This window comes from Terriglobus albidus, from assembly GCF_008000815.1.
Classification (GTDB): Bacteria; Acidobacteriota; Terriglobia; order Terriglobales; family Acidobacteriaceae; genus Terriglobus; species Terriglobus albidus_A.
Genome location: NZ_CP042806.1, coordinates 6,241,491 through 6,259,976, shown reverse-complemented (window position 1 = coordinate 6,259,976; position 18,486 = coordinate 6,241,491). Strand labels below are relative to the sequence as shown.

Here is an 18,486-nt window from a genome sequence, read left to right as displayed (position 1 = left end):
TTGAATAACGGAATAATTGAATGAGGGCTTAGAGGAACGGAGCGCGTAGCCCATTCTTCAATTATTCAATCTATTCCATGATTCAATTACCTCCTGCGCGCAACGCGCGCAGGAGGCACCACATTCGTGGCGCACGTAAACGGTGGAGTGGTATTGCTGTGCTGGCAGCTCAGGTTCAACTGGGTGGAGCCGTCTTTCGGCAGCAGCGGATCGATCTGGTCGCCCAGTGGAGTCAGCGCGGCCAGATCCCGTGTCTTCGTCGCATCGGCCTCACCCGTGATCTGGATCAGGCTCAGATGGGAATCGAATCGGCCGCTGACCTGGGCAGGATCCTCTCCTCCAAGCTCCACCGGCAGCCGATCGAAGGTGAAGGCATAGCGCCGCAGATCGCCCTGCGGATTGCTCATTTCGGGTTTCCGGCCGGGGCGTCCTTTGAATACCACTGGAGTCACGGCAACGTCAGTCAGCTCGACCGTCTGGTCCTTGATGACCTCATTGTTCTTTGCGGAGAGTCCCAGCTTGTTGGCGGTGAGATGCCCCTTCCATCCGCTAGCTGCTCCGTAGGTCAGATCCGCATCGACGGTTCCGGAGGCGGTCCATTGCGGCGATACGCGTGAGCTCGCAACTTTGCCCCAGTTCAGCAGCGTATCCGCGGCAACCTGGCGAAGTCCGAGCTGGATCGCCGCCTTCTCCGGCTCGCGGACGTCTTCGATCCGTCCGCCCAGGGCAACGGCGCCGGCATCGACGGGCGCCTCGCACTTCACATCATCCAGGGTCAGGAAACGGTTGGTGGCGCGCAGTCCGCAGCGTATCTCCGCCGAGATCGGCTGTGCCGGGAAGAACTCCGCGCGGCGCAGGCCTTCCAGCTTGATCCAGGTCTGCACGTTGGACTCGGAGAAGGTGCCCTTGACGTTGGCTCCCCATTCGAGGGTTCCGCGCAGACCGGCATCGGCTCCGGTCAGTACTTTGCTGGTCTCGCCGAGCTGAGCCTTGGTCCATACGCCGTGCAGATCGATCGGAACCTGGCTGAAGCTGTCGGCATGTTTCAGAGTGCCTTCAACTCGCAGAACGCCGGTATCGCTGGCATCGGTGTCGGTACGCGAGGGATGCGCCTCCAGGCGAATGCGCCACTCGTCCGGATTCGGCAACCAGAGCGCAAACTCGGCTTCGGTAAGAGAGAAGGGCGTCTTTTCGTTGCCCAGCTTCAGATTGACGCGGGCGCTGGTGGCTTCGATGTAGGGAAAGCGGGGCTTGGCACCGGCTTTGGGCTGCGCGGTAGGGGCGGCGTCCACCTGCGTGGCGTGCATCAGGATTCCCTGCAGATTCCAGCGGCCGTTCTCGGCACGGACCAGGTTCACGCTGGGCTCTGTCAGCGAGATAGAGGAAGCTTCCAGCTTTCGCCGCCACAGCGAGCTCAAACGAAGAGTTACGTGCACCTGGTTGGCGCGCATCACCGGCTCTGCGCCAAACTCCGGATCTTCGCTGATGACGAAGTTCTCCAGCGTGAAGCCCGGCGTGGGCAGCATGCTCAGGGTGATGTTGTCGATGTGCACCGGCCGGCCGATGGCCTCGCTGATGCTCTGCGCGACCCGCAGGCGATAGCGGCCCACGTTGATCAGGGGCAGCGCAAAGATGGCTACCAGCACAAGAACAATCAGGCCAAGAGCCATGGCGATACGCCGACGCCGCGAACGCTTCGGTTGTGCGCCGATCTCAGACATCTACTTCACCAGGTGCAGCGTACGCTTCCAGCGCGTCTCGTCGAAGAAGTGCAGAATCACGTGGGCTGCGAAGCCGATGCGGTCGCCGACCGTCTGTTTGTTGATCTGGTCCGCCGGAGTCTCGAACGACCAGTAGACGAACATAGGCCGGCCGACGATGTTGTCCATGGGAACGAAGCCCCAGAAGCGGCTGTCCAGTGAGTCCAGGCGGTTGTCGCCCATGGCGAAGACCTTGCCCGGGGGAACAACGAGATCCTCTCCCTGGATGTGGGAGGGAAGGTCCTCGCGCCAAACACCGGGCACGTCTTCTGAAGAATAAAAAGACGGCGGCGGATACATCGGGAAGTCGTCGCGGAACTCCTGATACTCGCGGATATTTCCGTTCTCGTCGCGGTCACCGGGCTTGGAGATGTAGGACTCGTTCTGCTGAACGCCGTTGACGTACAGAATGCCGTTGCGCAGATGGATCTTGTCGCCGGGCAGGCCGACCAGACGCTTGACCAGGAAGAGATCGGGCCAGCCGGGCTTCAGGAAGACGAAGACGTCGCCGCGGTGGGGCTGGCGGTAGTGCACCAGAGGCATCCATTTGCTCTGCGGGGCCAGGGTGACACGGTCGACCAGCACATGGTCGCCGATCAGCAGCGTCTTCACCATGGAGGCCGACGGGATCTCAAAGTTCTGGAAGATAAACGTCATGACGAAGAGACCCACGGCCAGAACACTGGCGATGGAGGCAATGCTTTCGAGCAGGGTCTCTTCGCGCTTTTGTTCTGCAGGCTGCTGCTCTTCGTTTGGCAAAGGAACTTTCTCCTCAGCAAGTGTAACTGGTCGCGTCTCCGGAGGGGCCAAAGGGGGCTTTGTCGTCAACAAAGAGGGCTAAAAGAGGCTATTGAACGAGCACTCCGCAGACTAGGGCGTATCGGCAAATTCGATTGATTTGAGACAGCCCGGACCCTGGCTTAACGGGTGGGAGCAGCGGGCTTCAGCCCGCTGATAAAGGCGCAAAAGTAAATGGGCTTTAGCCCTGGGCCTTTTCCTGATGGGCAGAAAAGCCCAGGGCTTAAAGCCCATTTTTATAGTGAGCCGATAGACCGTGGGCTAAAAGCCCACGGCTCCCACCCGGTTCGACCCAGCTAACCAGATTCGTCAGGGACGATCAATCCCCGAACCCCGTCCGTCAATTCTTCTAGAATCTCCTCACGTCAATGCCGTTCCGTAAACCCAAAGCGCGTGAACCGATGAGTGAGACTGAGCTGCTGGATTACGCTGCCGCCGCCCTGGGCCGCCGCATGCGTACCGTGGCCGAGCTGAAGAAGCTGATGAAGGCCCGTGTGGAAGACTCCGCCGAGGGCGAAGCAAAGATCGGCCGTGTCATTGCCCGGCTGGAAGAGATGCGCTATCTCTCCGATCCACGCTTTGCCGCCGATTTCACCCGGCTCCGCCAGGAGAACCAGGCCTTCGGCAAGCGCCGTATCGCCAATGACCTCCGGCAGAAGGGGATTGCGTCTCCTCTGATCGAGCAGACACTCACGGCAGCGTTCGAAGATGTGAAAGAGCTCGACCTGGCCCGCGAACACCTGCGCAAAAAGCGGATCGCCGCGCCGACCAACGAAAAAGAGTCGGCACGGATCGTGCGGCGGTTAGCTGCGGCCGGCTTCTCCACCGGCACCATCTTTGCGGCGCTCAAGGAACTGAAGGCCAGCGATGATGTGCTGGCTGAGGTTGAAAGCCTGGACGAGATGGAATGAGCGTCGCGCAGGTCATTGCGATCGACTGGTCAGGCCGCGTCGATACTGCTGGGCAACGCCGTCACATCTACGCCGCCCGCTGGCACAACGGTAAAGTCACACTGACCAACGGCCGCACGCGGCAGGAGACGGCCGAGTGGCTGATCAAGCTGGCAAAGGAAGATCCGTCGCTGGTCGTCGGCTTCGATTTCTGCTTTTCTTTCCCGGCATGGTTCCTGCGTGAGTTGGAGATGGAGAGCGCTCCTGCTTTTTGGCGGTTGGTGGCCGAGCAGCACGGCGAGCGATGGCTCTCGCGCGAGTGTGAAGACCGCCGCTTCTGGGGGAAGCCACACAAGCGACCCGCGGAGTTCTCAGGCGACCGGCTGCATCGCATGCTGCGCGCTACTGACATTGACTGCAAGCTGGCGGCACTGATTCCCGAGGAAGAGCGCGCGCTGCGCGTGAAAGGCATCACGCCGAAGTCCGTTTTCCAGATCGGCGGTTCCGGTTCGGTAGGCACGGCTTCGCTGCGCGGCATGCCGGTGCTGTTGCAACTCCGCGAAGCAGGCTTTTCCGTTTGGCCCTTTGACCGGCCAAAGCTGCCGCTGGTGGTGGAGATATACACGCGGCTCAACACCGGGCCGGTCCACAAGTCGAATCCGGAAAAGCGTGCAGAGTATCTGCTGCGGAAGCGGAAAGAAGATCCTGCCTATGCCGCTCTGCCGCGCGGGGTGCTGCAGACGGCTCGTGCGGGGGAGGACGCCTTTGATGCTCTGGTCAGCATGATGGTGATGGTCGAACGGCGCGATGAGTTTCCGCAGCTTGTTCAGCCACGCGATCCGCTGCATGCGATGGAGGGCTGGACATGGGCGCCCGACCTGCAAACGACACAAAAGAAGAAGAGCCGCGGCTGACGACAGAGAGCATTTCCCTGTTGCTGGGTATCCCGGAAAAGAATTGCAGCGGCGTTTTCATTGCGGATATCGCCCATCGATGCGGAAGCCCTACACCACATCTACAGGGAAATGCTTCAGGCCACGGCTCTTCTTCGGTTAGGGCGGGAAGGGAACGGCTAACGCCGGCCCTCCTCGCGGTTAATCTGGCGTCCCGCGTGGTTCTGTTCGCGGTTGACCTGTTGCCGCTGCTGCTGGGTCATGGCGCCGCCGTTCGCGACACGCTCGTTGTGCACCTGCTGGGCAATTCCGGCCTGCTGGCGATTGTCGCGTGCAGCCTGGGCTGAGTTGAGCTGGCCATCACGCAGTCCGTTGGCAACCCGCTGCTGCTGATAGGCTTCGCGATTGTTCACGGCGTTCGGAGCAACGCGGTTGGCGTTGTGGTTGTCGTTGTAGATCTGGCGGCTGGCCGCATTCTGTTCGCGGTTGACCTGTTGGCGCTCCTGGGGGGTCAGTGAGCCACCGTTCGCGGCACGGTCGTTATGGACCTGCCGATCGATGTTGGCCTGTGTCCGTTCCGCCTGGGCAGCCTCGCCGGAGGTCATCTGTCCACTATGCAGTCCATTGGCGATGCGCTGGTCCTGGTTGGCTTCACGCTGATTCGGGTTGAAGCGCGCTGCTGCCGCCGCATTCGTCGGATTGGCATGGAACGAGGCAGGAGTCGCGGCCGCCATCACTCCAGGATGTCCGCCATTCGCTGTGGCGAACTGCGCGCGGTTCTGCGAGGCGAAGGTCTGGTGCTGCATCTGTTCGTTGGTCGCTACTACGTGGTTCTCGCGCATGGCGCTTGCTTCGAACTGAGTCGGACGCATCTGGATGCCGCCATTGCCGCCGTTATAGCTGACGCGATTGATCGTGGTGTTGTTCACAATCACGGTCTTGTTCACGTACACATTGGTGACGTGAACGCTGCCGAAGTTCGCGGCGGCGCTGTTATAGAAGAAGCTGCCGCCCCGCCACTCGCCTCCGCCAAAGCCGGAACCGAAGTAGCCAAAGCCGTAGTTAACGCCGCCATAGAAGCCGACGTGCGGTCCCCAGTAGCCGGGGTGGAAGAGATAGGCGCCATTCTCCCAGCCCCAGTAGGCAGGGGTCCACAAGAAACCTGGACGTGGAGGCGCAACCCATACGCCGGGAACCCAGTAGTAGCCTCCGGGGCCATAGGCCCAATAACCAGGAGTCCAGATGTAGCCGGGTGCAGGAAGCGGCGGCTGCGTGTAGACAGGCAACGCCGGCGGAGCAAAATTAACTGAGATAAACACGCCTGCCTGGCTCTGCGGCACCTGAATAACGGCTGCGGAGAACAACATCGCGGCGGCGACGAAAAGTGTACGACCTCGGGTGAGAAGCGACATGGGGGAAACTCCTGCGACCTTTGTGTCCGCTTATATACGGCGGGTCCACTCCCTCATACCCTCGCGATTTAAGAATGTTGCAGCGGAGGAGGAAAATAAATTTCGTCAGCAAAAGGCAACCAAAACCTGCGGCAGGGGTTGCGCATCCACTGCTCTGTTTATGCGTAATGCATTTTTACTTATAACGATGGCGCGGAGCCGTGAAGGTAAAGCACACTTCTCTCGCGGAATTTAAGGAGAGCAAGCATGACGCAGATTGCAGTGTGGTTTGAGCGGAAGTTTTCCTTCGGATATCCAAAGGAGCTGTTACCCAACCTGATGGCGCGTCTGCGCGGCACGCCAGCGCGACTGGAGGAAGAGCTGCGAGGCTATACCCATCAGCGGCTGATCGCCAGACCTGAACATGGCTGGTCCGCGCAGGAGAATGCCGGCCATCTGCTGCAGCTCGAGCCGCTATGGCTCACCCGGGTGGAAGACTTCGTCCGAGGCAGCAACACCCTTACACCTACTGACCTTGCCAATCGCGCAACAACCGACGGTGGATATAACGAGCGTCCACTGGAAGAGATACTCTCCGGCTTCCGCAGTGCGCGCAGCAGGCTTCTGACCCGCGTGGTTTCTCTGGAAGAAGAGGCATGGGACCGCAGCATTGTGCACCCACGTCTGAAGCAGCCCATGACGCTGACGGACCATCTGTTCTTTGTCGCAGAACACGATGACCATCACCTGGCCCGCATCTGGGAGTTGTTTGAAGGACTCTGAAGGGTGCCAGGGCCCCAAGCGCTGAAGGCGCGCTCTATACCAGCCTGGGCAACGCCCCAGGTCCCCAACCGGCTTTGCCGGGTTGGGGTGAAGGATAGCGGAGAAATCTGCTTTTCTTCCGATGCTTTTGCCTGGGCAAAATCGGAAGAAAAGCAGATCCCTGCGGGATGACAAATCAAAAAGCGGTGGCTCAACCGAATTTATCGATCCGCCTGGAAACCTAAGCCATAAACGCCGGCTCAAATTCGCCTGAAGGGAATACCCGATTCCGTCCTGCCGCTTTCGCCTCATACAGCGCGCGATCAGACTGCTTGATCAGATCTTCCAGCCCCACAATCTGGCCCACCAGCGTGGTGATGCCGACTGAGACCCGCACCTGGAACTGATGGGTTTCGGTCTGCACCCTCAGGGAGGAGACCTCTCCGCGGATGAGTTCGGCGATCATACGGGCCATCTCCATAGGGGTATCCGGCAGTACCACCATGAACTCATCCCCGCCCAGCCGAGCCACCAGGTCGGTGCCGCGCACCGAGCGCCGGATGGCATGCGTTACCGCCAGTAGCGCCTTGTCGCCGCCATGATGGCCGAAGCGATCGTTGATGCCTTTGAAGTGGTCCATATCCAGCATCAGCGCCGAGATGGTTCCACCGGTCTTCGCCGAGCGCTGCAGCAGCTCTACCACCTCACGCTCCACGGCGCGGCGGTTCAGCACCCCGGTGAGCGGGTCGGTCATAGCCTGGCGCTCCAGATCCTCACGCAACTGGGCCGCCGACATCCAGATAAACCCGAAGGCGATGCCTGCAATCACGATCAGGTCCAGCCAGATGAAGTAGAAGCTGGGGACGTGAAAGCGGTAGACCGCATACCCGCGCACGGAGGTGACTGCGGCAAAGAACAGGAAGACTGAGCCCAGCAGACGCGATGCGGTCCGTACGCCGGGGGCCGCCGGCCCGAAGAGTACCCATGCTGTCATCAGCGCCGGCGCTGCCATCATGGCGGAGATGACCGCAACCCGTACGCCGATATCAGGGTGCACCAGCGAAAAATACGCGACACCGCACATTCCCACCATGCAGACGCCGAGTACGGCGATCCACATCCGTTCCATGCGGCCCAGAAAGGCGGTGACGGCGCGGTTCAGGCACACCAACTGCGTTACGAAGAGCAGGTTTGAGAGGACAATGCCTATCGTCACCGGCAGATGCGCGCGTGCGCCCTGCAGCGACAGGGCAACGCCTCCGGCCAGGTTCGAGGCAACGAACCAGTACGCTCCGCGCAGACCCGGGTTCGCAAGGGAATTTACGAGCATCGTGAGGCCGAAGAGGAAAAACAGGCTCGACTCCACGAAGAAAAGAGTATTGATATCCATTGGGCCGTAGTCCGTTCAGAGAACGGATAAAAACATCATTTGGGGTACTTGCGCTTAGTGTTGCAGGCGGAGGGCGGCAACGCAACGGCAAAAATGGCCGCGCCGCGCTGCTAGACTTAACAGGTCATGCAATATCGTTCCGGAAGCCAGATTCGCGAGGATTTCCTTCGCTTTTTCGAGACCAAGCAGCATCGCCGCATCCATTCGTCATCGCTGGTGCCGGCCAATGACCCCACGCTGCTGTTCACCAACGCGGGCATGAACCAGTTCAAGGACGTCTTCCTGGGGGCGGAAAAGCGCGATTATTCGCGTGCCACTACCAGCCAGAAGTGCGTCCGCGCCGGCGGCAAGCATAACGATCTCGAAAACGTCGGCTTCACCCGCCGCCACCACACCTTCTTCGAGATGCTGGGCAACTTCAGCTTCGGCGACTACTTCAAGAAGGACGCCATCGCCTACGCCTGGGAACTGCTGACCAGCCCGGAATGGTACGGCATCCCTAAAGACAAGCTCTACGTCACCATCTTCGCCGGCGAGGGCTCCGTGCCCCGCGACGATGAGGCCGAGCAGTTCTGGATTGCGGCCGGAGTCCCCAGGGAGCGCATCTTCGAGATGGGCGCCAAGGATAACTTCTGGCAGATGGGCGACACCGGCCCCTGCGGCCCCTGCAGCGAGATCTATTTTGACCTTGGCCTCGAGGCCGCCGACCAGCCGGGCGTGGACGTCCCCTTCCCGCAGGATGAGCAGCGCTATGTCGAGATCTGGAACCTAGTCTTCATGCAGTTCGATCGTGCCGCCGACGGCACGCTGACGCCGCTGCCCAAGCCTTCCATCGATACCGGCATGGGCCTGGAGCGCATCGCCTGCGTGCTGCAGGGCAAGATCTCGAACTTCGAGACCGATCTGTTCACACCGCTGATCAATCGCGCCGAACAGCTTACTCACCACAGGGTCGAGAAGGATTCGGATATCGACGACCGCTCGCGTGCCTCGCTGCGTATCATCGCCGACCACGCCCGCGCCGCTACCTTCCTGATCAGTGACGGCGTGCTGCCTGCCAACGAAGGCCGCGGTTACGTGCTGCGCAAGATCATGCGCCGCGGTATTCGTCACGGACGTTTGTTGGGGCAGGAGCAGCCCTTCATGCACGAGATGGTCTATGCCGTCCGCGATGAGATGGGAACGGCCTATCCGGAGCTGCACGAGACCGCCGACCGCGTCGCCAAGGTCGTGCTCGCCGAAGAACAGCAGTTCGCCCGCACGCTGCAGCTCGGTCTCTCGCAGATGAACGAGGAGACGCTGAAATCCGGCGCTCTCGCCTTCCGTCTGTACGAGACCTTCGGCATGCCGCTCGACTTCATGGTGGACGCCGCCCGCGATGCCGGCATTGAGTTCGACCTTGTTGGCTTTGAGAAGGCCAAGGAAGAAGAACAGGCCCGCGCCCGCGCTTCCTGGAAGGGCGGCTCCCAGAAGACCGCCGCTCCGGTCTTCCGCGACCTCGCGAAGACAGAGTTCCAGGGATACAAGCTACTGCGTGTCGATGGCGCGAAGGTTCTGGCTATAGTTAAGGATGGCGTCGGCGCCACTGTGTTGAACCCCGGCGATGCCGGCGAGGTCGTCCTCGATACCACCAGTTTCTACGCCGACTCCGGCGGTCAGGTGGGCGATATCGGCTGGCTCTATTCTGCCGATCACAACTCGGTTGTCGCCGATGTGGCTGGATGTACCAAGCCGGTGCAGGGCGTCTTTGCGCACAAGGTGGTCGCGCGTCAGCCCATCGCTGTCGGCGACGTCCTCGACACCGTCGTCAATGGCGAAGTCCGTGCTGCCTCCACGCGCAACCACACCGGCACGCACCTGTTGCACGCCGCGCTGCGCGAGGTGCTCGGTACGCACGTCAAGCAGGCAGGCTCGCTGGTCAATCCGCAGCGCCTGCGTTTCGACTTTTCGCACTTCTCGCAGGTCGCGGACGAAGAGCTCGAACAGATCGAGTCCATCGTCAACGAACAGGTGCTCAAGAACACCACCGTCCAGGTCTTCGAAGATGTGCCGATCGACGAGGCTATTAATGATCTGAAGGCGATGGCGCTCTTCGGCGAGAAGTACGGCGACCGCGTGCGCGTCATCAAGATCGGCGACTTCTCCACCGAGCTCTGCGGCGGTATCCACACCGCGGCCACCGGCGAGATCGGCCTGCTGAAGCTTGTCGGCGAGGGTTCGGTCTCGAGCGGCGTCCGCCGTGTTGAAGCAGTCTCCGGTACAGGTGCGCTCAGCGAGTTCCGCAAGGACTTCGATGTGGCTCGTGTCGCTTCACAGATCGTCGGTGCGACGACGGCGGCTGACCCTGCCGTGGCGCTTCGCGACAAGATCGCCGCGCAGGAAGAGGAGCTGAAGAAGCTGAAGCGCGAGCTTGACCAGGCGCGTATGAAGTCGGCGGCTTCCGCGGTTACGGGTGATGCGGCCGTCGATGTAGACGGCATCAAGCTGCTGGCGCAGCGCGTGCCGGGCCTGGACCGCAACCAGATGCGCGAGCTGGTCGACAACCTGCGTAACCAGATCGGCTCCGGTGTGGTGGTGCTGGGTACGGCCACCGAAGATGGAAAGGTAGCCCTGATCGTCGGCGCCACGAAAGATCTCGCCGGCAGCAAGGTGCACGCCGGCAAGCTGGTCGGCGCGCTCGCAGCCAAGGTCGGTGGCAAGGGCGGCGGTCGTCCTGACCTGGCCGAAGCCGGCGGATCGGATGTCGCGGCGCTCGACGGCGCCATCTCTTCCGCAACCGAGACCCTGAAATCGTTATTGTCGTAGAGAAACCGAAGTTTAGGAACCACAGATCTCGTTGCCCCATTCTTTGCGCAAGCAAAGGGTGGGGTATCGAGCGAAGCGAGACCTGGTTTCCTCGTTCCGAGGGGCGCCAAGATATAGGCGGAAAGCAGATTTCTCCGCTTCGCTACGAAATGACAAACCCAAAAGTGGCCCAATCGGTTGGGTGGCTTTCCCGGGATCGATCCCGACACCCCCATTTACCACCCAAGTACGCTCCGGTTTTTGTGCAGTGTTTCCGGGTTAACTGCTCGGTAAACTGGAAGCGTTTCGGCTTTTGCCGGCGCTGCCGCATGCGTGTCTTTGCCTCAATTCGCTCTGGAATCGTTGTTGGTCTGTGCGTCTCTACGCTGGCGATGGCGGCGGTGCGGAAGAAGGCGGTCACGGTCTCGCCCTGGCAACAGGCCGAGCAGTTGCGCGAGCAGCTCGAAGCAACGCCCGAGCAACAGCGGACCCGAGTGGCCTTTGCCCATGCCATGGACGCTTACCGCGCCATTTATCACGCCAACCCCGCCGACGTGCACGCTCCCGGCTCCATCTTCGCCGTGGGAGAGCTGCTCGCCGAGCAGGGCCGCAGTCTGAACGATCCGAAGTCGTTCCAGGCCGCGCTCGGTCAATTCGAGTTCCTGCGCAAGCAGTATCCCGGCTCGTCATTGCGGATCCCGGCGCTCCTGGCCGAAGGCATCATTGCGCAGAACGATCTCCGCGACGCGAAGCTCGCCCGCCAGCACTATGACGAGCTGCTGCGCCGTTATCCTCGCTCGACGGAAGCGCAGGACGCTCGCGCCGGTCTCGACGCCATCAAGCATGGCGACCGTCCTGCTCCGCGTCAGCCGGTAGTTGCGGCTGCTCCGCCAGCGCCGCCTCCGGTGGAGATGCCGCAGCCTCGCCAAAACAACCTGGCACGGTTGCCCGCGATGCCTCTTACCTCTGGAGCGGCTTCGGGGTCTGCGATCGATCCAACGCCTTCGAGTGCACCGGTTGATACTTCTTCGCAGAAACTGCAGCCGGTCTCGACCGCGCCCATACCTCGCCACAAGGGAGCGCTGGCACAGGTCAGCGGCATTCGCCACTGGTCCACGCCGGACTACACACGCGTTGCCATCGACCTCGGGGATGAAGTCCAGTATGAGGCCGCGCGCGTGCCCAATCCCGAGCGCATCTTCTTCGATCTGCACGGCACACGGCTGGCTCAGGACATGGTCGGCAAGAACTTTACCGTCACCGACGACGGCTTCCTGAAGAAGATCCGCATCGCCCAGTTTTCGAATGACGTGACCCGCGTCGTGCTCGACGTGAGCAATGTCACTGAGTACTCCGCGTTCCTGCTGCCGAATCCCTACCGGCTCATCATCGATATTCACGGATCGAAGGGTGCAGGGAAGAACAAGCCCACCGAAGTTGCCGCTAAACAGCCGAGCGATGGCGCAACCGCAAAGGTCGCCGACAAACCCGCCAAGCCCGCGGGCGATGAGCACGAAGGTATCTCTCGCCCGGCAAGCGATCCCATTACCGAGGATGAGCCTCTGCCTCCCGCTCCGGAGAAGAGTGTGGCTCCGGTCTTGGCCGTGCCCAGCACGATTGCGACGAAGCAGGCGAGTACGCGTGAGGTCGCGAATCTCAGCACCCAGCCCGGCAAGGTGAAGGCAACGTCCGCTCCCACGACACAGCCCATCGCTGCGAGTGTGCGCCCGGTGGAGGTTGCGGTGAGCGACCTGCCCGTTCCTCCCGCCGCGGACAAGAAACAGCGCAAAGGAAAGAAGATCACCGCTGCGGATGAGTCCATCGGCCATGTCGCGACACCGACCACTGCGGGCGAAACCTCTCTGGTGCGTGCGCTTGGTCTGAAGATCGGCCGCATCGTGATCGATGCCGGCCACGGTGGCCATGACGCCGGCACCATCGGTGTCGACGGGCTGATGGAGAAAGATGTCGTGCTCGACGTCGCGCTACGTCTCGGCAAATTGCTGCACGAGCGTCTGGGTGCGGAGATCGTCTATACACGCTCCGACGATACCTTCATCCCGCTGGAGACACGTACGGCGATTGCCAACAAGGCACAGGCCGATCTCTTCCTCTCCATCCACGCCAACAGCTCACGCGATGACTCCGCGCGCGGTGTCGAGACCTACTATCTGAACTTCACCTCGCAGCCCGATGCGCTGGAGGTTGCCGCTCGTGAGAACGCAGTCTCCAATCAGTCGATCTCGCAGTTGAGTGACCTGGTAAAGAAGATCACGCTAAAGGACAAGATCGAAGAGTCGCGTGAGTTCGCCTTCGACGTCGAGCAGTCGCTTTACAGCGGCCTGCAGAAGGGGAATGACGGCCTGAAGAACCGCGGCATCAAGAAGGCTCCGTTTGTCGTACTCATTGGTGCGAACATGCCTTCGATCCTCACCGAGATCTCGTTCGTGACCAACCCGAGAGATGCCTCGCAGCTCCGCCAGGCGGACTATCGCGAGCGCATCGCCGAGTCCATCTATAAAGGTGTTGCCCGCTATACCAGTGGCCTCAGCGGTATGAAGCTCGCCGACGCGAATAGCGGCGGCCCAAAGGCTACCGGAAACTAGTCGAGCCCAGACTCCGGGTGCCCCACATACGCGAAGCTTATGTGGGTCTTCGAGCGAAGCTCGAACCGCAACTACCGCGTATGAAACGCGACGATCTCTGAGTCCAGGCCGACGTTACGTCTTACATGTACCCGTAGCAACGCTTCGAACGGCCGCGCCAGATTGTGGTCCAGCCCGGCGCGTTTTGCCAGATCCGCACGATGTATTGGATCCAGTGCGAACTCCACAGCAGACTGTGTACCGACGGTCGTCAATCCTGTAAAAGCAAGAATCCGCGTCGAAGACTCAAGGCCAGGCAGCAGCGCGATGATGGCGTACTCATCGCTACTGTCGGTGACAAACTTATGCGGCTCCCCCGCAAGCGGATGTTCATTACTCACATAGCCGTGGGCATTTTCATCCAGGCGGATGACAAACTGGGTCGCCGTTGGCAACTCCGCCAGCGCCGTGTTCTGCGTTGAAGCTCCCAGAAAGACCAGGTTGCGCGACTTTGCGTCATCCCACGTCACCAGCCTGCTTCGCTTCAGCACGAAGTCACGATTCGCGCGATCGAAGAAACGCGTCAGGGTATAGATAGCCTGTGCCTCGCCGGTACCGGTGTAGGTGTCGTCTTCGGGCGCATTGCTGGCCGTGCCGGGAGGAAGCAGCCGAAGCCCATCTTTTAAAGGAGCGCCACGAAAGACGGGGTTGCTGTAGATCACCAGCGGTGGCTGGTCCTGGCTGAGAAACGGCGCCCACAAGGGATCGTGCAACTGTGCCGATGCAACAGTCCGGCGCGGCAGGGCATAGCCAAGCACCAGGCCCGCCGCCAGTGCCACCAGAATAAAGATGATGCCGAGCGATATTCGCCCTCGGCTCTCGGGAGCGATGACTGATGAGGGAAGCGAGAGGGCGGACGCCACTGCGGGAAGACTGACTTCGCCGATCGAGCGCGCCTTAAAGAGAGGTAGATAGTGGCCCTTGGGAATCTCGATGGTGATGGGCTCCGATGCACCTTCCTCCTTAAAAAAGGAGGCGAGCTTCTGCCGCAGCAGTCGCGCCTGCGATCGAACGATCGAGTCTTCGCTGGAGTTGTAGCCCGGCTTGCGGCCGAAGACATTCACTCCAATCTGTTGTTCTGAGGCCTCTTCCGGGCATTCACGCAGAGCGCAGTCCACGATGTAGTTCAGGAACTCCCTGAGTTTCGGAGAAGCGGCAAGCTGAGAACCGTTTGAAACCCGCTCCGTGACGCCCCGGTACTGTTCGATCTCTTCCGGACTGAACTTCATTTCCAATCAACAGTTTACTCCCCGTGAAGCACGGTGAATTGACCGTAAAGCGCCTTGCCAACGGGTGTCAGGCAGCAGTCCGGGTGCAAAGCTGATGCATCCAACACGACGTCCCGAAAAGAGACGACGCATGGTGCTTCCACCACGCAGGAGTAAACACAATGAAGAAGCAACGACGTGTATCCCTAGTGGGCTACTGTCTGCTCGCACTGGTCTTTTTGATGACCGGTGCGGTGCAGCTCTCTGCCCAGGCACTCTACGGATCGCTGTACGGCAACGTACTCGACGCGACCGGTGCCGCCATTCCTGGAGCCACAGTGACCGTGACAGACACTCAGAAGGGAACCCAGCAGGTCGTCACCTCTGGACCTGATGGTGGTTGGAGGGTCGATCGCCTGATTCCCGATACCTATAAGGTAAAGGTCGAGGCTCCCAACTTCTCCCCGACAGAATCGCAGCCCGTTGACGTCCACGCGGACAGCGCGCAGAAAGTAGATCTCACCGTCGGCCTGCAAGCCGCGACCACTACCATCAACGTCACCACCGAAGCTCCAGCCCTGAAGACAGATAAGGCGGACGTTGCGACGGTGCTTGATCAGACCACGATCGCGAACGTCCCCAACTTCACCCGGAACTTCACCAACTTCCTGCTGCTGACCCCGGGCGTGCAGCACTCCAGCTTCAACATCGCCGGTCCGGAGAACCCGCAGGGCGGCATCGCTCTCAATTCCAACGGCTCGAACTACGGCGAACAGGGATTCATCCTCGACGGTACCGACAACCGTGACCCCGTCCTGGGAATCATCGTGATTAACCCCACCCTCGACTCCATTGCCGAGACCAAGGTCATTACGCAGAACTACGATGCCGAGTTCGGCGGCGCTGCCGGCGGCATCGTCAACGTCACTACCAAGTCGGGCGGCAACGACCTTCACGGCGATGCCTTCTTCTTCCGCCACAGCGACTACTTCTACGCCCGCAACCCATTCACGCAGTACCAGGCCGATCCTGTCAGCAACCGCTTTATCCCCAGTGAGCTCTACAGCCAGTTCGGCGGAGCCCTCAGCGGTCCCATTATTAAGGACAAGGCATTTTTCTTCCTCGACTACCAGGGGCTGCGTCAGCGGCTCGGCAGCACGCTGCAACAGAACGTGCCCACGGCGCTGCTGCGTTCCACCTGCCTTGCGTCGAGCGGAAATTGCAACCTTTCGCAGTACACCAGCCAGGTGCTCTATAACCCTGTCACCAAGACTCCGTATAGCAGCACGCCCGGACAGATTCCGGTAAGCGCTCTCTCCGCGCAGGCAGTAAATCTGCTTCATCTTATCCCCGCCCCCAACGCCAACGGAACGGCGGCGACGAACAACTACGTCGCCAGCGGCAACGGCGTTCTCAATGGAGACCAGGCGGACGTTCGTCTGGATCATCAGGCGACGCAGAACCTGCATCTTTTCGGCCGCTATGATTACGCTCTCTTCCGCCTGACCGGTGTTCCGGTCTTCGGCGCTGCCGGCGGACAGGGCTTTGGTCTGCAGAACACCAGCGGCCTCACCAACACGCAGAACCAGAGCGCGACCGCCGGTCTCGACTGGGCGCTCTCACCTTCGCTTGCAACCGATCTACGCTTCGGCTTTCTCAGCTATCACGTTGCCGAGAGCAAGTATCCCGGCCAGGTATCTGCAGATACTCTAGGCATCCCCAACCTGAATGTTGCCGCTGATACCGGCGGAGCCCCGACCTTCAACTTCAACCAGGGCGGCTTCAGCGGCCTGGGAAACCAGGGCTGCAACTGCCCGCTGCTGCAGAGCGAGCAGGTCTTCCAGCTTGTGAATAACTGGACCAAGACCCGCGGCAATCACACCATCCGTTTCGGCGCCGATTTGCGTTACGCGAAGAACGTCCGTAACGCCAGCGACTTCAACCGCAGCGGCCAGTTCCTCTTCGACAACTCATCGACGGGTCTCAATGGATCCGGCGGCAGTGATGTCGCTTCGTTCCTCGTCGGCTATGCAGCGCGCTTCCAGCGCTTCGATGTCTTCATCAACGATCAGTACAGCTATCAAAAACGTCTTGCTTTCTATGCGCAGGACAACTGGCGCGTTACGCCGAAGCTCACCGTGAACTACGGCGTGCGCTGGGATCTCATCTTCCCCGAAGCGGTCAATGGCGTGGGTCATGGCGGCTTTGCCTCGCTTGAGGCGGGCGGCATCCGTGTCGCGGGTGCGAACGGCATCGGCACCAACGGCGGCCAGCGCATGGATTACACCAACGTCGCAGGCCGTCTCGGCATCGCTTACCAGCTTCATCCCAACACCGTCGTCCGCGCCGGCGCGGGCATGACCTATGACACGGTCGGCTACTTCGGAACGCTCTTCGGCAGCGTACTCTCGCACAACCTGCCGGTGCAGGGCAATGAAGATACCGATCGCACCGGTAACTACGCAGCCAATCAATATGCCTCTACGCTGGCCGCACCACCGGCACGGCCCACGGCGTTCACCATTCCGACGAACGGCATCATTCCGTTCCAGGATAAGTATGCGCAGCAGTTCCGCGGCGACCGCATCACGCTGCCTCGGGTCTTCCAGTACAACGTCGCTATCCAGCAGCAGTTCGGCAGCAAAACCACGGCTGAGATCGCCTATGTCGGTAATATCGGCGATCGCGTCTATCCCGGTGAGACCTATGGCTACGATCTGAACAGCCCAAGTCTGCCAACCTCGGCGGCACAGCTTGCCGCCGGCAATACCTTGCGCCGTCCGTACTACAACCGGTTCTCCGGTGTGTATCAGGGACAGGTCGTTACCTGCTGCTCAAGCGGTATGACCAGCGCCCAGCCGAACGGCCGCGCTATCTACAACGCACTACAGACCAAGGTGACGCAGCATATGTCGAATGGTCTGTCATTCAACGCTAACTACACCTGGTCGAGGGCAATGAACTATGCCAACGACGCCGCCTTTGCGCAGTACAAGCGTGCCTCGTGGGGCCGCAACGACACCAACCGCGAACACATCTTTGTGTTGAGTGGCGTGTATGAGCTGCCCTTCGGCAAGAACCGCATGCTCTTCTCCAAGGTGAACAAGCCGGTCGATTACGTGATCGGCGGATGGTCTCTCTCCGGACAGAGCACGTGGGAGAGCGGACGTCCGTTCACGCCCACCTATGCAGAGTGCGCGTCCGATCAGGACCTCGACACCGGCTTCGCCAGTCCGGGAACGACCAGCCTCTGCCGTCCTAACGGCAACGCTTCGGCCTTTCCGCTGTCGGTTGGTTCGTTCGATACGTCCAGTCACTCCCGCCGTTACTTCACGCCGGTGTCCGCGCTTGCAACCAATGGAGCTGTTTCCGGTCCATTCAGCCGTCCTCAGGTCGGACAGTTTGGCAACGTCGGCCGTCTCTCGATGGTCGGGCCCCGCGACTTCTTTGCGGATGCCTCGCTCATCAAGGACTTCCCGATCACCGAGCGTGTAAAGGGCCAGTTCCAGTTCCAGGCCTTCAACGTCTTCAACCACGTGGCTCTGGATATTCCCACTGCAACCTACGGCCGCTGCGTCGACTGCTCCGCTTCAACACAGTCGACCGCCGGCACCATCACCTCCCTCGAACCCAACAGCACGATGCGCCGTCTGCAATTCGCGGCACGTCTGCAGTTCTAACCATGCAAGTGGGCGTGAAGACCGGTATCGGTCTTCACGCCCACTTGCTAGTGCAATGTTTTGGAAGTCCGTATCAAAATGGTGTCATCCTGAGCATCGCGAAGGACCTGCTTTTCAACGCTTCGGACGGCAAGAACATTTTTCCTGTAGGGGTAGCGTAGGGCTTCCGCATCTATGGGCGTTTTCCGCAATGAAAATGCCGCTGCGCGCCCATTCCGGGATACCCAGCAACAGGAAAAATGCTCAAGTCTCCTGAAAAACACAAGAATCTCTCCCATCAGCACC

Annotated in this window: 11 protein-coding genes; 6 read left to right on the top strand and 5 right to left on the bottom strand. The window is 60.6% G+C overall.

The window, feature by feature from the left end; genetic code table 11:
• Positions 1–86: 86 nt before the first annotated feature.
• Both FTW19_RS25010 and lepB read right to left on the bottom strand, forming a co-directional pair.
• A complete protein-coding gene (locus tag FTW19_RS25010) occupies positions 87–1,721 on the bottom strand; it encodes an AsmA family protein (RefSeq protein ID WP_147650268.1) in 1,635 nt (544 codons plus the stop codon).
• Complete coding sequence (gene lepB / locus FTW19_RS25005; RefSeq protein WP_147650267.1) at positions 1,722–2,519, bottom strand: signal peptidase I; 798 nt, start codon at positions 2,517–2,519, stop codon at positions 1,722–1,724.
• A 440-nt stretch (positions 2,520–2,959) separates the two neighbouring features.
• Between lepB and FTW19_RS25000 the strand changes: the two genes are divergently transcribed.
• Positions 2,960–3,469 carry a regulatory protein RecX gene (locus tag FTW19_RS25000; protein ID WP_246153488.1) on the top strand — a complete coding sequence of 170 codons (510 nt, stop codon included), beginning with the start codon at positions 2,960–2,962 and terminating at the stop codon, positions 3,467–3,469.
• The gene (locus FTW19_RS24995) at positions 3,466–4,362 is read left to right on the top strand and encodes a hypothetical protein (RefSeq protein WP_147650265.1); all 897 of its coding nucleotides are present in this window, start codon (positions 3,466–3,468) and stop codon (positions 4,360–4,362) included. Before FTW19_RS25000 ends, FTW19_RS24995 begins: the two co-directional genes overlap by 4 nt.
• Before the next feature lie 158 nt (positions 4,363–4,520).
• Here FTW19_RS24995 and FTW19_RS24990 read toward each other — a convergent pair whose 3' ends face one another.
• Positions 4,521–5,753, bottom strand: a complete 1,233-nt coding sequence (locus tag FTW19_RS24990; protein ID WP_147650264.1) for a YXWGXW repeat-containing protein — start codon at positions 5,751–5,753, stop codon at positions 4,521–4,523.
• A gap of 246 nt (positions 5,754–5,999) precedes the next feature.
• Here FTW19_RS24990 and FTW19_RS24985 point away from each other — a divergent pair, with 246 nt between their 5' ends.
• Positions 6,000–6,515 carry a DinB family protein gene (locus FTW19_RS24985; RefSeq protein ID WP_147650263.1) on the top strand — a complete coding sequence of 172 codons (516 nt, stop codon included), beginning with the start codon at positions 6,000–6,002 and terminating at the stop codon, positions 6,513–6,515.
• 220 nt (positions 6,516–6,735) lie between these two features.
• Here the strand turns inward: FTW19_RS24985 and FTW19_RS24980 are convergent, their stop codons facing one another.
• Positions 6,736–7,884 (bottom strand): GGDEF domain-containing protein, encoded by a 1,149-nt coding sequence (locus FTW19_RS24980; protein WP_147650262.1) that lies wholly within the window; start codon positions 7,882–7,884, stop codon positions 6,736–6,738.
• A 126-nt stretch (positions 7,885–8,010) separates the two neighbouring features.
• On the opposite strand from FTW19_RS24980, the gene alaS reads away from it, so the two are divergent.
• Both alaS and FTW19_RS24970 read left to right on the top strand, forming a co-directional pair.
• A complete protein-coding gene (alaS, locus tag FTW19_RS24975) occupies positions 8,011–10,689 on the top strand; it encodes an alanine--tRNA ligase (RefSeq protein ID WP_147650261.1) in 2,679 nt (892 codons plus the stop codon).
• A gap of 308 nt (positions 10,690–10,997) precedes the next feature.
• Positions 10,998–13,274, top strand: a complete 2,277-nt coding sequence (locus FTW19_RS24970; protein ID WP_147650260.1) for an N-acetylmuramoyl-L-alanine amidase — start codon at positions 10,998–11,000, stop codon at positions 13,272–13,274.
• A 71-nt stretch (positions 13,275–13,345) separates the two neighbouring features.
• Here FTW19_RS24970 and FTW19_RS24965 read toward each other — a convergent pair whose 3' ends face one another.
• A complete protein-coding gene (locus tag FTW19_RS24965; RefSeq protein WP_147650259.1) occupies positions 13,346–14,542 on the bottom strand; it encodes a hypothetical protein in 1,197 nt (398 codons plus the stop codon).
• Positions 14,543–14,703: 161 nt separating this feature from the next.
• Between FTW19_RS24965 and FTW19_RS24960 the strand changes: the two genes are divergently transcribed.
• Positions 14,704–18,201 (top strand): TonB-dependent receptor, encoded by a 3,498-nt coding sequence (locus FTW19_RS24960; protein ID WP_147650258.1) that lies wholly within the window; start codon positions 14,704–14,706, stop codon positions 18,199–18,201.
• The last annotated feature ends 285 nt before the right edge of the window (positions 18,202–18,486 follow it).